Annotated in this window: 16 protein-coding genes; 14 read left to right on the top strand and 2 right to left on the bottom strand. The window is 63.5% G+C overall.

Going from position 1 to position 13,584, the window contains the following annotated elements:
* Positions 1 to 159: 159 nt before the first annotated feature.
* A complete protein-coding gene (locus BM408_RS18485; RefSeq protein ID WP_092131700.1) occupies positions 160 to 972 on the bottom strand; it encodes an IclR family transcriptional regulator domain-containing protein in 813 nt (270 codons plus the stop codon).
* A gap of 241 nt (positions 973 to 1,213) precedes the next feature.
* Between BM408_RS18485 and BM408_RS18480 the strand changes: the two genes are divergently transcribed.
* From BM408_RS18480 to arfB, 14 genes are all read left to right on the top strand, one after another.
* Complete coding sequence (locus BM408_RS18480; RefSeq protein ID WP_092131698.1) at positions 1,214 to 2,167, top strand: shikimate dehydrogenase family protein; 954 nt, start codon at positions 1,214 to 1,216, stop codon at positions 2,165 to 2,167.
* A 57-nt stretch (positions 2,168 to 2,224) separates the two neighbouring features.
* Entirely contained in the window at positions 2,225 to 3,373 is a 1,149-nt protein-coding gene (locus BM408_RS18475) for an ABC transporter substrate-binding protein (RefSeq protein WP_092131697.1), read from the top strand.
* Positions 3,374 to 3,484: 111 nt separating this feature from the next.
* Complete coding sequence (locus tag BM408_RS18470) at positions 3,485 to 4,360, top strand: branched-chain amino acid ABC transporter permease (RefSeq protein WP_092131695.1); 876 nt, start codon at positions 3,485 to 3,487, stop codon at positions 4,358 to 4,360.
* A complete protein-coding gene (locus tag BM408_RS18465) occupies positions 4,357 to 5,361 on the top strand; it encodes a branched-chain amino acid ABC transporter permease (RefSeq protein WP_092131693.1) in 1,005 nt (334 codons plus the stop codon). The genes BM408_RS18470 and BM408_RS18465 overlap by 4 nt, the downstream gene beginning before the upstream one ends.
* A complete protein-coding gene (locus BM408_RS18460) occupies positions 5,358 to 6,116 on the top strand; it encodes an ABC transporter ATP-binding protein (protein WP_092131692.1) in 759 nt (252 codons plus the stop codon). The genes BM408_RS18465 and BM408_RS18460 overlap by 4 nt, the downstream gene beginning before the upstream one ends.
* Positions 6,117 to 6,118: 2 nt before the next feature.
* Complete coding sequence (locus BM408_RS18455; RefSeq protein WP_092131690.1) at positions 6,119 to 6,883, top strand: ABC transporter ATP-binding protein; 765 nt, start codon at positions 6,119 to 6,121, stop codon at positions 6,881 to 6,883.
* A 36-nt stretch (positions 6,884 to 6,919) separates the two neighbouring features.
* The gene (locus tag BM408_RS18450; RefSeq protein WP_092131689.1) at positions 6,920 to 7,822 is read left to right on the top strand and encodes a 4-hydroxyphenylpyruvate dioxygenase; all 903 of its coding nucleotides are present in this window, start codon (positions 6,920 to 6,922) and stop codon (positions 7,820 to 7,822) included.
* A gap of 16 nt (positions 7,823 to 7,838) precedes the next feature.
* Positions 7,839 to 8,732: a sugar phosphate isomerase/epimerase family protein gene (locus BM408_RS18445; RefSeq protein ID WP_092131687.1), complete on the top strand. Its 894-nt coding sequence runs from the start codon at positions 7,839 to 7,841 to the stop codon at positions 8,730 to 8,732.
* Between the two features lie 45 nt (positions 8,733 to 8,777).
* A complete protein-coding gene (gene pcaB, locus BM408_RS18440) occupies positions 8,778 to 10,013 on the top strand; it encodes a 3-carboxy-cis,cis-muconate cycloisomerase (protein ID WP_092131686.1) in 1,236 nt (411 codons plus the stop codon).
* A complete protein-coding gene (locus BM408_RS18435; RefSeq protein WP_092131684.1) occupies positions 10,010 to 10,417 on the top strand; it encodes a carboxymuconolactone decarboxylase family protein in 408 nt (135 codons plus the stop codon). The genes pcaB and BM408_RS18435 overlap by 4 nt, the downstream gene beginning before the upstream one ends.
* Before the next feature lie 5 nt (positions 10,418 to 10,422).
* On the top strand, positions 10,423 to 11,205 hold the full coding sequence (locus tag BM408_RS18430) for an alpha/beta fold hydrolase (RefSeq protein WP_092131740.1): 783 nt from the start codon (positions 10,423 to 10,425) through the stop codon (positions 11,203 to 11,205).
* Between the two features lies 1 nt (position 11,206).
* Positions 11,207 to 12,334: a Gfo/Idh/MocA family protein gene (locus BM408_RS18425; protein WP_092131683.1), complete on the top strand. Its 1,128-nt coding sequence runs from the start codon at positions 11,207 to 11,209 to the stop codon at positions 12,332 to 12,334.
* Positions 12,331 to 12,780 carry a type II 3-dehydroquinate dehydratase gene (gene aroQ, locus BM408_RS18420; protein WP_092131681.1) on the top strand — a complete coding sequence of 150 codons (450 nt, stop codon included), beginning with the start codon at positions 12,331 to 12,333 and terminating at the stop codon, positions 12,778 to 12,780. Before BM408_RS18425 ends, aroQ begins: the two co-directional genes overlap by 4 nt.
* A gap of 19 nt (positions 12,781 to 12,799) precedes the next feature.
* Positions 12,800 to 13,213: an alternative ribosome rescue aminoacyl-tRNA hydrolase ArfB gene (arfB, locus tag BM408_RS18415; protein WP_092131680.1), complete on the top strand. Its 414-nt coding sequence runs from the start codon at positions 12,800 to 12,802 to the stop codon at positions 13,211 to 13,213.
* A gap of 184 nt (positions 13,214 to 13,397) precedes the next feature.
* Here arfB and BM408_RS23075 read toward each other — a convergent pair.
* On the bottom strand, positions 13,398 to 13,584 hold a 187-nt coding region (locus tag BM408_RS23075; protein ID WP_217649445.1), incomplete at its 5' end, for a hypothetical protein.

The following is a 13,584-nucleotide window of genomic DNA, read 5'->3' as shown; positions in this document are numbered from 1 at the left end:
CCGCAGGTTGCCCGAAGCGAAGCGCAGGGACCCAGACTGCGGGTCGCCTTTTCTTTGGTGACTTTCTTTTGGCGAAGCAAAAGAAAGTTACTGGCCGCCGGGCCACTCCCGGCCAGCAACCCTCAGCAGAGAGAGCACCCGTCCGGAACAAGAACAAACCTAAATCAAGTTCCTCATAGCCTGCGCCGTCTCGCGCAAGACAGACAAAACCCTCCCAACCGCCTCCTCACTGGACTCATGCCCCATAGGCATAGTCACACTAAGCGCCCCCACCACATCCCCGTGCCGGTCCCGCAGCGGCACGGCAATCCCGCGGTAATTCAGCTCGAGTTGCTGCTCGGAAATCGCCCAGCCTTGCGCCCGCACGCGTGCCAGCTCGACGCGCAGGCGGTCTTTGCTGGCGATGGTGAAGGAGGTATACGCCTTGAGCTCGTGGTGTGACAGCCAGTTCTCCAGCCAGGCGGTTTCGCGCATCGACAGCATCAGCAGGCCGGCCGCCGTGACCTGCGCCTGCACGCGGGAGCCCAGCACATAGCCGGTGTTCATGGCGCGGCTGGAGCCGTTGCGGGCGATGTAGACGATGTCGTCACCGTCCATCACGCTGACATAAGCGCTTTCCTGGGTGCCGGCGGTCACGCGTTGCAAAAAGGGTTGCACGATGCGCGGCAGGCGGGCCGATTCCAGATACGACTGGCCCAGCCTGAGCACGCGCGGCGTCAGCCAGAAGAGTTTGCCGTCGCTGGCCACATAACCTAAGTGCTCCAGCGTCAGCAAATAGCGGCGTGCCGCCGTGCGTGTCATGCCGCAGCGGGCGCCGGCCTGGCTGGCGGTCAGGCGCGGGTTGGCGTCGTCAAAGCATTCAATGATGGACAGCCCTTTTTCCAGCCCGGCGATCCAGTCGCGCTTGTCCAGCTCGGGCGCCTGCGGGGCCTGCAAGGCATCGGGTGGCGGAGTTGAGGTGGGCGTGGTCATGGCTGGAGTATTGAAGAAACGGCAAGACGGGGATAGGGCGGAATCATAGGTCAAACCCTTGTTTCGTTCGATTATCGGACGTTGATGATCGATTATCGATCATTTGAGCCATATTTAGCTTTGTAAATGGCTGATTGGCTTCTAAAGTTCAGCCCGATCTGACTCAAAATAATCGATCATCGAACATTTTGGGTAAACCCGACAGTTAACCGCCCGGCAAACCAAGACCGCTTACCTCTATATGCTTCCCACCATTCAGGGCAACACCGACGTCTATCTGATCCCCGGCGATCCGGTGGAGCAGGTGCGTGCGCCGGACGTCTTCAACCTGATCTTCAAAACCATGGGCATCAATGCCGTGCTGGTGCCGGTGCATGTGGCGGCGGGCGATATTGAAACCTTTGTGCGCTCGGCCTTCCTGGCCAAAAACATTAAAGGCATGTTTCTGGCCATCCCGCATAAATCGCTGGTGATGGGCTTGCTGTCGCATTGCAATGACTACGGCCGCGTGGCGGGGGCTGTCAACGGCATACGCCGCAATGCCGACGGTTCGCTGGAAGGCGGGCTGTTTGACGGCAAAGGGCTGGTGTCGGCGCTGGACTATTTTTCTATCGGCTACGCCGGCAAGCGTGTGCTGGTCTTGGGCGCTGGCGGTGGCGCCTCGGCCATTGCCGCTTCGCTGGCGATTGCCGGCAGCAACGCCCCGGCCGAAATCGCCCTCTACGACCCGGTGCCGGGCAAGGCCGAAGCCGTGGCCGCACATATCGCCTCGGCCGCGCAAGCTGCCGGCACGCGTGTGTTGCAGGCCGGCAGCAGCGACCCTTCAGGTTACGACCTGGTCATCAATGCCTCGCCGCTGGGCCTGCAGGCGTCTGACCCCTTGCCTTGCGATGTACAGCGCCTGGCGCCGCATGCGGCCGTGGTCGACATCCTCATGAAGAACCAGCCGACACCGCTGGTGCGCGCCGTGCGTGCACGCGGGCTGGTAGCCCAGCCGGGTTTTGAAATGCTGATCCAGCAGGCGCCGGACTACCTGGCGTTCTTTGGCTACACCGAAGCCGCCGAGGCAGTGCGGCGCGACGCGACTTTCATCCGTGAGCACCTGTACCCGGCCGCGCTGGCGGGTGAGATCCGGCGTGTGGCAGGAAGCGGCCATGCGCAGTCCGCGCCGCTGGCGGATGCCGCCGTGTTCTGACACCGATAAACGATTTTTGACGAAGTGCCTTGATTCTTAAACCTAGAGGAGACAACCATGAAGAAACGATTTGCTCTTAAATTAGTAGCTGCCTGCGCCCTTGCCATGAGCGCCGCAGCCGGTTTTGCGCAAGATGTCATCAAGATCGCCAACATTGTCGAGCTCTCCGGCGGCGGCGCCACGGCCGGCACCAACTTCAAGAACGGCGTGGAGCTGGCCGTCAAGGAAATCAACGCCAGCGGCGGCATCCTGGGTAAAAAAATCCAGACCAACACGGCTGACACGCAAAGCAACCCGGGCATCGCCAAGGGCCTGACGCAAAAGGCGATTGACGACAACGTGTTCGCGATTTTTGGGCCGGTGTTCTCCGGCTCCATCATGGTCAGCATGGCCGAGTCGCGCCGCGCCGAGGTGCCCAACTTCACCGGCGGTGAAGCCTCCAGCATCACCGAGCAAGGTAACCCCTATGTGTTCCGCACCAGCTTCACGCAGGCCGACGCCATGCCCAAGGTGGCGCGCTACATCAGCAACCAGGCCAAGCTGAAAAGCATTGCCATCATTTATGTGAACAACGACTTCGGCAAGGGCGGCAACGACGCCATCAAGAAGGCGCTGGCCGCGACCGGCGTCAAAGTGGCGGCGGAAATCTCCACCGAACCCGGCCAGGTCGACTTCTCAGCCGCGGTGCTGCGCGCCAAGCAAAGCAATGCCGAGGGCCTGTTTGCCTATTCCAACGAAGAAGAGTCCGCACGCCTCTTGCGCGAGCTGAGGAAGCAAGGCTGGAACAAACCCGTGATCGGCGAAACCACGCTGACCGGCCAGAAGGTGATCGAGCTCGCCGGCGAAGCCGCCAACGGCGCCGTCGCGCACGTGGGCCTCACCGTCGATGCGCCGCAGCCGGCCATCCGCGCCTTCCGCGCCAAGTTCGAGAAGGAATACAAATACGTCTCCGACCACAACGGCATGAAAGGCTACTCGGGCATTTATGTGCTCAAAGCTGCGATTGAAAAAGTCGGCAAGCTGGACCGCAAGGCCGTGGCCGCAGCGCTGCACACCCTGAAGGTCAAGGCCGCCGACCAGCCCGGCGTGCTGATGGATGTGTCCTTCGACAGCAAGGGCGACCTGGACCGTGAGAGCTTCATGATTGAAGTGAAAAACGGCAAGCAGGAGGTGGTGGCGATTCTGCCGGCGCTGGGCAAGAAGTAAGGCGCAGACGGGCGCCGGTGCCGGGCTGCTATGGCCGCAGGGCGCCGGCCTCTCCGGTTTCCTTTCAAACTCCAGATACGCACTCACACACTGATGCACTGACGCACTGCCATGACAGACTTTCTCCAACTCTTTTTCTCGGGCCTGGCTACCGGCAGCATTTATGCGCTGGCGGCCCTGGGCTTTACCTTGCTGTGGCAGGCGTCGGGCACCATCAACTTCGCCCAGGGCGAGTTTGTGATGCTGCCGGCCTTCATGATGCTGGGCTTTATCTCGCTGGGCGCGCCCATGCTGGTGAGCTTTGTCTGCACCGCGCTGCTGGCTGTGCTGCTGCTGGGCTGGCTGTTCAAGCGCGGCGTGGTGGACCCGCTCTTCAAGTACGGCATGATGCCCATCGTCGTGGCCACCATTGGCCTGTCGATTGCCATGCGCAACGGCGTGCGCGCCGGCTACAGCGCTGAGGCCCACCCCTTTGCCAGCTTGTTCCCTGACAAGATTTTCAACATTGCCGGTGTCACCATCACCATGCAGGACGTCGGCACCTTCGCGCTGGCGCTGGTGGTTGTCATGGCCACGCAGGCCTTCCTCGCCAAAACCGTCACCGGCCGTGCGATGCAGGCGGTGGCGCAGAACACCGAAAGCGCCTCCGTGCTCGGCATCAATGTGCCGCGCATGATTTTTTACACCTTTGCCATCAACGCCGTGCTGGCGGTGGTGGCCGCCATGCTGGTCACGCCGACTTACCTTGCCAAGTTCGACATGGGCGAAGGCCTGGGCACCAAGGCGTTTTTCGCCGCCATCATCGGCGGCTTCAACAACTCGCGCGGCGCCTTGCTGGGCGGCCTGATCGTGGGCGTGTGTGAAAACCTGGCCTCGGCCTATATCTCGCCCGCTTACAAGGACGCGGTGGCGCTGGTGATCTTTATGGTCGTGATCCTGTTCAAGCCGCAGGGCCTGCTCGGCAAGAAAGAGGAGCGCAAGGTATGACACGCACCGGCAAAGTTTCCACCGTGATCGCGGCCTTGGGCCTGGCGCTGGTCCTTGTGGCGCCGCAGTTCCTCAAAAACTACGGCCTTTACCTGCTGACCTACTGGCTGGTGTTCATCATCGCCACCATGGGCCTGAACCTCACCATCGGTTATGCGGGCCAGAAGTCGCTGGGCCATGCCGCCTTCTTCGGCATAGGCGCCTACACCGTCGCCATCCTGATGAAGGCCGGCTTCAGCTTCTGGCTGGGCCTGCCCGCTGCGGCGCTGATCTGTTTTGCCACCGGTTTGATCCTCGGCTTTCCGGCGCTGCGGGTGCAGGCGATTTACCTCGCCTTTGCCACGCTGGGGTTCAACACCGCCATCTGGCTGGTGATGCGCAATGAGGAGTGGCTCACCGGCGGCACCTTCGGCATCAACAACATCGCGCGGCCCTCACTGTTCGGTTATTCGCTCGAAGGCAACCTGGCGTACTACTACTTCGTGCTGGCGGTCACCGTGCTGCTGGCCGGGCTGCTGTGGGGCCTGCTGCGCTCGCCCTGGGGCAAGGCCTTTACCGCGCTGCGCGACAACCCGATACGCGCCGAAAGCCTGGGCGTCAACATCCGCAACTACACGCTGCTGAGTTTTGCGATTGGCGCGGTGTATGCCGGCATTGCGGGTGCATTGTTCGCCTCGCTGGTGCAGTTCATCGAGCCGGGGCCCTTTAACGTGGCCGCATCCATCATGCTGTATTTGATGGTGGTGGTCGGCGGGGCCGGTTACTTCTTCGGGCCGGTCATCGGCGCCGCCGTGGGTGTGGTGCTGCCTGAATGGCTGCGCGATGTGCCCGGTGTCTCCAACTGGTATTTGCCGCTGTTCGGGCTGTCGGTGGTCTTTTTGATGGTGTGGCTGCCCGATGGTTTGCTCAGCATTCCTGACCGCCTGCGCGACCGCCGTGCGGCGCGCGCTGCATCGGCCGCCCGTGCCGCGGCAGCCCGCAAAGTAGGAGCGTCATCATGAGCGGCGCACTGCTGAAAGTTACGGGCCTCAAGAAAGCCTACGGCGCCATCCAGGCGGTGGCGGGTGTGTCGTTTGAGGTGATGCCGGGCGAAATCTTCGGTGTCATCGGCCCCAACGGCTCGGGCAAGACCACCATGTTCAACAGCGTGCTTGGGCAGATTACCCCCAACGAAGGCTCGATTGAGCTGAACGGCAAAAACATCACCGGCCTCTCGCCGCTGGAGCTGAGCCGCCGTGGTGTGGGCCGCACCTTCCAGACCTTGCAGGTCTTCGGCAAGATGACGGTGCGCGACAACCTCATCGTCGCCGCCCAGGAACACAAGGGCAGCATGTTCAGCCGCATGTTCGCGCCGGGCGATTCAGGCCTGGGCGAAAAGGCCGACGCGCTGATCGACCAGTTCCGCATCCGCCATGTGGCCGACAAGCCTGCCGGCACGCTGAGCTACGGCCAGCAAAAGCTGGTCGACATCGCCATGGCCTTTATGGCCGAGCCCGACCTGGTGCTGCTCGACGAACCCTGCGCGGGTGTGAACCCCAGCCTGGTGGGTGGCATCTCGTCGCTGCTCAAGGAGCTCAACCAGAACCCCAAGTTCGGCCGCAAGAGCTCTTTTGTGGTGATCGAACACAACATGGATTTTGTGATGGACCTGTGCCACCGCATCATGGTGATGGTGGAGGGCCGTGTGATGGCGATTGGCACACCGGCCGAGATCAGGGCCAACAAAGAGGTGCTGGACGCCTATCTGGGGAATTGACGATGAGCACCGACATCTGCATTGAATTCGACGACGTGGTAGCGGGCTACAAGGATTTCATGATCCTGAACAACCTGTCCTTCAAGGTCAGGCGCGGCTCCATCACCTTGCTGCTGGGGCCCAACGGCGCGGGCAAATCCACCGTGCTCAAAACCCTGTTCGGCCTGCTCAAGCCGCGCCAGGGCCGCATCCTGCTCGACGGCGCAGACATCTCCGGCGCCAGCCAGAAAGAGCTGCTGGCCAAGGGCATTGCCTTTGTGCCGCAGGGCCGCAACCTGTTTGGCCAGCTCACCGTATTCCAGAACCTGGAGCTGGGCGGCATCACCCTGGGCACCAAGACCACGCACGAGCGCATCCCGGAGGTGCTGGAGTTTTTCCCGCGCGTGAAGGAGCGTTTGCATTCGCAGGCCTCGGCGCTGTCGGGCGGCGAGCAAAAGCAGCTCGAGATTGGCCGTGCACTGCTGCTGCGGCCCAAGGTGCTGCTGATTGACGAGCCCTCTATCGGCCTCTCACCCATGGTGGTGCAGGACGTGTTCAAGCTGCTGCAAAAGCTGGCGGCCCAGGGCACCACGGTGCTGATGGTGGAGCAGAACGTCAAGAGCGCACTCAAGATTTCAGACGACGCCATCGCCCTCGAATCCGGCCAGATGGTGCTGCACAAGCCGGCCGCGCAGCTGCTGGCCGACCCGAACATCGAGCGCCTCTTTCTGGGCGGCGGCCATGTGCCGGGCGCGGCCGTGGCCGAGCCCGCCGCGCAAACCCATTGAGCATGCGGCAAACCTGAACCTGAACCGGAGAACACCATGAGCACCGCCACGCAAGCCCCCGTCCTTGACCGCGAAGCCATCCCGGAAGTCGCCAACCCGTTGGGGCTGGACGGCATCGAGTTCATCGAATACACCACCGCCAAACCGCAGGCCCTGGGCCAGGTGCTGGAGATGATGGGTTTCAGGCCCGTTGCCCGCCACCGCTCGCGCGAGGTGATGTTGTACCGCCAGGGCGGCATGAATGTCATCGTCAACGCCCACATCCCGGCCATGCCCGACGGCGCCGCGCCTACGGACAAACCCGCCATCGCCGCGATTGCGCTGCGCGTGCGCGATGCGGCCGAGGCCTACCACCGCGCGCTGGACCGCGGCGCCTGGGCCGTGCCTTCGCGGGTGGAGGTGATGGAACTGAACATCCCGGCCATCCATGGCGTGGGCAAGAGCCGCATCTACTTTGTCGATCGCTACGAGACTTTTTCAATCTACGACGTGGACTTTGTGCCCATCCCGACGGTGGAGCCGCGCCCACCCGCGGTGGCCGGCCTGCATTTCTTCGGCGTGGTGCAGTACATCGGCAATGACCGCACCGAGGACTGGGCCGAGTTTTACCGCGAGCTGTTTGGGTTTACCGACCTGCCGGACGACCAGCGCTTCGGCATCCTGCCCAAGGGCCGCATCCTGCGCAGCCCGTGCCCGGCTTCGTCGCGCTTTTACCTGCAGCTGATTGAGCCCGAGGCCAGCGTGCTGGACGTGGAGGGCGATGAAGCCCTGCAACGGGTCGGCCTGGGCAGCCCCGATGTGCTGGCCTCGGTGGCAGAGCTCAGCAAGCGCGGCGTTGAGTTTGTGGAGTCACGCGGCGTGCACACCGAAGACCGCGGCGCGCTCACCCGCACCTGGATGGGCAGCGTGAGTTTCGAGCTGGTCCACAACGAGCGCTGAAGCGAGCGGCAACACCATGAGCCACTACAGCGGAAACATCGACGACTTCGGGATGGACACCATCTCGCTGGCGGGGCCGCTTGAGGCCAAGCTCAAGGCGGTGAAGGCCGCCGGCTTCACCCAGCTCATGCTGGCGGCCAAAGACATTGTGGGCCACCCTGACGGCATGGAGGCTGCTGTGGCGGCGGTGCGTGCCAGCGGCCTGCGTGTCACCGGCTTTCAGGTGCTGCGCGACTTTGAAGGCCTCTCGGGCCATCTGCACGACTACAAGATGGATATCGCCAAGTCCATGCTGGACATGTGCCATGCGCTGGACTGCCGGCTGCTGCTGGTGTGCTCGTCCACCTCGGTGCACGCCAGCGGCGAAACGGCCGCCCTGGTGAAGGACCTGCGCAAGCTGGCCATGCTGGCGATTCCGATGAACATCAAGATCGCCTATGAGGCCTTGTCGTGGGGCCGCGTGATCAATGAGTTTCCGCAGGCCTGGGAGATCATCTGCCAGGCCGACATGCCCAACCTGGGGCTGGGCTTTGACTCGTACCACATGTTTGCCACCGGCACTTCGCTGGACGAGCTGGACATCCTGGACCCGGACCGGATCTTTCTGGTGCAGCTGGCCGACTTTATGTGGACCGAGATCAAGTCGGTGGAAGAGCGTATTGCGACGGCCCGGCATTTCCGCGTCTTCCCCGGCGAGGGTGTGCACAGCGAGGCGCTGGCCACGCTGGTGACGCGCCTGCACGGCCTGGGCTACCGGGGCGATTACAGCTTTGAGGTGTTTAACGACGACTACCAGCAGATGCCGCTGCCGGCGGTGGCGGAGCGCGCGTGGCGCTCGGCGCTTTGGCTGGGTGAGGATGTGTTGCGGCGCTCTGTGCCTTTGCCCAATCAGATGCGCTTGAAACGATAGGGTTTGCAGGCCTGCAAGCAAGAATTATTTTGAGAGTTGAATCGAATGAGTAGTATTTTTGAAGGTTTCCTGTCGTCGGCCGAAATCCTGGAGGCATTCAGCGAGCGCAACTTCCTGGATGCGATGCTGCGTTTTGAGGCCTCGCTGGCGCGGGCGCAGGCCAGCGCCGGGCTGATCCCCGAGGCGGCCGCGCAGTCCATCGCCGGCACCTGCAAGGTCGAGCTGTTTGATGTGGCCAAGATCGTGCGTGAAAGCGGGCGCGCCGGCAGCATCGCAATTCCGCTGGTCAAGGCGCTGAAGGAAACCGTGGGGCTCTTTAACAAGGAGGCTGCGGCTTATGTGCACTTCGGCTCCACCTCGCAAGACGTGATCGACACCGCTCTGGCGCTGGTCACACGCAATGCGATGAATTTGATCGAGGCCGATGTCCGCAAATCGGTGGCGGCGCTGCTGATGCTGGCCCGCCGCCATGCGGCCGACCCGGTGCTGGCCCGCACCCTGATGCAGCCGGCCTCGGTCACCAGCTTCGGCTTCAAGTGCGCCGGCTGGGCCGCGCCGCTGGCGCGCAGCCTGCAGCGCCTGCAGGTCGCCGGGGACAACGCGCTCAGCGTGCAGTTGGGCGGGGCAGTGGGCACGCTCGCGCAGATGAAGGGCAGGGGCCCGCAAATCATTGCGCTGATGGCAGCCGACCTCAAGCTCAAGGCCTCGGCCTTTCCGTGGCACACGCAGCGCGACGAATGGGTAGCGCTGGGCTGCGAGCTGGGCCTCCTGGTGGGCAGCCTGGGCAAAGTCGCCAAAGACATTTCGCTGATGGGTCAGTACGAAGTCGGCGAGCTGGCCGAGCCGACCGAGCCCGGGCGCGGCGGCTCGTCCGCCATGCCGCACAAACGCAACCCGGTCGCCTGCATGGTGGCGCTGGCGGCCAGCGCACGCGCGCCGCAACGCGTGGCCGCCTTGCTGGCCACCATGCCGCAAGAACACGAACGCGCGCTGGGCAACTGGCAGGCCGAACTGGCCGAGTGGCCCGGGCTGCTGATGTCGGCGCACGGCTCGGTACGCGCGATGGCGCAGGCCTTGCCCGGCCTGCAGGTCGATACGCAGCGCATGCGCGCCAACCTGGATACCCTGCGCGCCGAGCTGCCTGCGGACGCCGCCGACGAATGGTTCACCCCCGAGCTGGCCAAGCAGGCCGCGGGCCTGGCGCATGCGCAGGCCGACGCGATTGAGGCGCAGCTGGCGCCCGCCAAAACCAACGATCAACGCACAAAGGTAAATGCATGAGTGACTATGACAAAGGAATGATCAACCGCCGCCGCGTGCTGGGCGACGCCTGGGTCGACAAATCGATTGCCAAAAGCAACAGCTTTAACGGCGAATTCCAGGACCTGATCACACGTTATGCCTGGAATGAAGTCTGGGGCCGGCCCGCGCTGGGCGACAAGACGCGCCGCCTGATGGTGCTGTCGACCATGATCGCGCTCAAGGCCTATGAAGAATTTGCGATGCATGTGCGCGCGGCGCTCGACGGCCCGCCTGAGTCGCGGCTCACGCCCGACGACATCAAGGAAGTGATTTTGCAGGCCGCCATTTACTGCGGTGTGCCGGCGGCCAACCACGCGTTTGCGGTGGCGGGCGACATCCTGCGTGAAAAGGGCTTGCTGCCCGCAGCGGAGAAGCAGGTATGAAAGGCATGAAACAGCCGCACCTGCATTGGACACAGGAGGGCCAGGGGCCCGTGGTGGTGCTCAGCCATGCGCTGGGCTGCGACACCAGCATGTGGGACGGCGTCGCCGCCGCATTAAAGGGCCGCTACACCGTGCTGCGCCACGACCATCGTGGCCATGGCAAGTCGGAAGCCGTGCCCGGCCCTTACACCATCGATTTGCTGGCCGACGACGTGGCCGGTTTGATCAAGGCGCATTGCACAGGCCCTGTGCATTTTGTGGGCCTCAGCATGGGCGGCATGACCGCGCAGGCGCTGGCCGCCCGGCACCCGCAACTGCTCAAAAGCATCACCATCGCCAATGCGGCCATGCACTACGACGACGCGGCACGCGCCATGTGGGCCGCGCGCGTGAAGACTGTGCTGGAACAGGGCGTGGCGGCGATTGCCGACGGCGCGATGCAGCGCTGGTTCACGCCCGAGTTCAGGGCCGACGAAGCGGGCGGCGGCAAGCAGCGCGTGGCGGCTTTGCGCTTGCAGCTGGAGAAGACCGATGCGGCTGCTTATGCCGCCAGCTGCGAGGCGGTCTCCAACATCGACTTTCGCGCCAGCAACGGCAGCATCCAGTGCCCGGTGCTGGTAATTGGCGGGACGCGCGACGAGGCCACGCCGGTGGCGATGTCCGAGGCGATTTGCAAAAGCATCAAAGGCGCCCAGTTGCAAACCTTGCCCGCCGCGCATCTGAGCGCTGTGGAGCAGCCTGCCGCTTTTGCTGCGCTGCTGGTGCGTTTCTTCGAAGGCGTTCGCTGACATGTCTTCAACCGGCAGTGCCACGCTGGGCATCGCCGTTGCAGGCGCTGGCCTGATCGGCCGCCGGCATATCGAGCTGATTCAGGCCAACCCGCGCACCCGCTTATGTGCGGTGGTGGACCCGCAGCCTGCGTCAAAAGACTTTGCCGCCGGCCTCCGTGTGCCGCATTTTGAAAGCCTGGAGGATTTGTTCACCGGGCCCGCAGGGGCCCAGCCAGACGGCGTAATCCTCGCCACACCCAACCACTTGCATGTGCCCGGCGCGCTGGTCTGCGCGCAGCACCGCGTGCCGGCCTTGATTGAAAAGCCCGTGGCCGATTCACTGGAGGCCGGCCTGCAACTGGCCGAGGTGCTGGCTCACAACCCCACACCCATGCTGGTGGGCCACCACCGGCGCTACAGCAGCACGCTGCAGGCTGCACGCAAGGCTATCCACTCCGGCCTGCTGGGCCGAGTGGTCACGGTGACGGGCAGCGCGCAGTTCTACAAACCCGACAGCTACTTTGCGCAGGGCGCCTGGCGCGCGCAGCCGGGTGGCGGCCCCATCCTGATCAACCTGATCCACGAGATGGACAATCTGCGCTATTTGTGCGGCGAGCTGGAATCCGTCCACGCGGTGGCGTCCCACGCCGTGCGGCAGTTCGCGGTCGAAGACACGGCAGTGATGACGCTGAAATTCGCCAGCGGCGCGCTGGGCACTTTCACGCTGTCAGACACCGTGGCCGCGCCGCGCAGCTGGGAGCAGACCTCGGGTGAAAACGCCGCCTACGCGCGCTACCCCTCGCAAGACTGCTATTTCATTGCAGGCACCCGGGGCTCGCTGGCGGTGCCGACGCTGCACACCTGGACGCACGCCCCGGCCAGCACCGGAGAACCAGGCTGGAACACCCCTTTCACCGAAAAAAACATCACGCTGGACGCCGTAGACCCGCTGGCCGCCCAGCTGGCGCATTTCTGCGATTTGATAGACGGCAAGGCAGAGCCGATAATCACCGTGGCGGATGCCCTGCAAAGCCTGCGTGCCGTGGAGGCCGTGCGCCGCTCGATCGCCACCGGCGGGGTGGTCGCCCTGCAAGACCTCGCCACAAAAAAACGTCAACCTGAACACCTGGAAAGACTCGCTTCATGAAAACAGCCCTGGTCCTCAACGGTCCCAACCTCAACCTGCTGGGCACGCGCGAACCCGCCGTGTACGGCTCGCAGACTTTGGCCGATGTCGAGGCCCTGTGCGTCAAGGCCTGCGCGGCCCACGGCTTCAAGCTGGACTTTCGCCAAAGCAACCATGAAGGCGCGCTGATCGACGCCATCCACGAAGCAGGCCGTGCCCAGGCTGCCGGCACACTGGCCGGCGTGGTGCTGAACGCCGGCGCCTACACCCACACCAGCGTGGCCCTGCACGACGCCATCAAAGGCGCGGGCGTGACGCTGATTGAGCTGCACATCAGCAATGTGCACGCACGCGAAGCCTTTCGCCATCACTCCTACATCTCACCGGCCGCCAAGGCCGTGATGGCGGGCTTTGGCGTCAAGGGCTACGCGCTTGCCATCGCCGGCCTGGCCGAGCTGGCCAGCTAAAGCCGTCAAGGCGCTGACCATGGCCGCGCCACCCAAATTCCCGGTTGACGAACGCGAAGTCGAGTTCAGCGCCATCCGTGCGCAGGGGGCGGGTGGGCAAAACGTCAACAAGGTTTCGAGTGCAGTGCACCTGCGCTTTGATATTCACGCCTCTTCACTGCCCGATGCCATCAAGGAGAGGTTGCTGTGTCTGTCCGATAGCCGCATTACGCAGGAAGGGGTGCTGGTGTTGAAGGCGCAGCAGCATCGGACGCAGGAGATGAATCGCAGTGATGCGTTGGCCCGGTTGCAGGAGGTGGTGGATGGGGTTTCCAGTCCGCCCAAGGCTCGGCGGGCTACCAAACCTACTTATGGGTCCAAGCAGCGGCGGCTGGAGAGTAAGAGTCAACGGTCGGCTACCAAGGGGCTTAGGGGGCCGGTTAGGGATTCTTGAACTGGCTGTTCTGGCTTGTCTCCTGCGGCGGGCTCTCTCTGCTGAGGTCGCTGGCCGGGGTCGCCCGGCGGCGACTCACTTTCTTTTGCTTCGCCAAAAGAAAGTAAGCAAAGAAAAGGCGACCCTACTGTCTGCGTCCCTTCGCTTCGCTACGGGCAACCTGCGGTGCTCGGTCCAGCCGGGGTCAAAAACAACTCGCCTTCGGCTCAAACAAGTTTTTGCCCTTATCCGTCTGGCCCTGCGCTCCTCGGCGCAGACAGAAGGGGGTGGGGGAAGGAATACCAATACCGAATACCAAACAGCCGAAGACAGAAACCCGAATACCTGAAGAAACAAGGACTCGCCACGGCGAGTCCTTGTTGGTATTTGTC

It is taken from the genome of Polaromonas sp. YR568 (assembly GCF_900116715.1).
Classification (GTDB): domain Bacteria; phylum Pseudomonadota; class Gammaproteobacteria; order Burkholderiales; family Burkholderiaceae_C; genus Polaromonas.
This window is presented reverse-complemented; position numbering and strand designations above follow the sequence as displayed.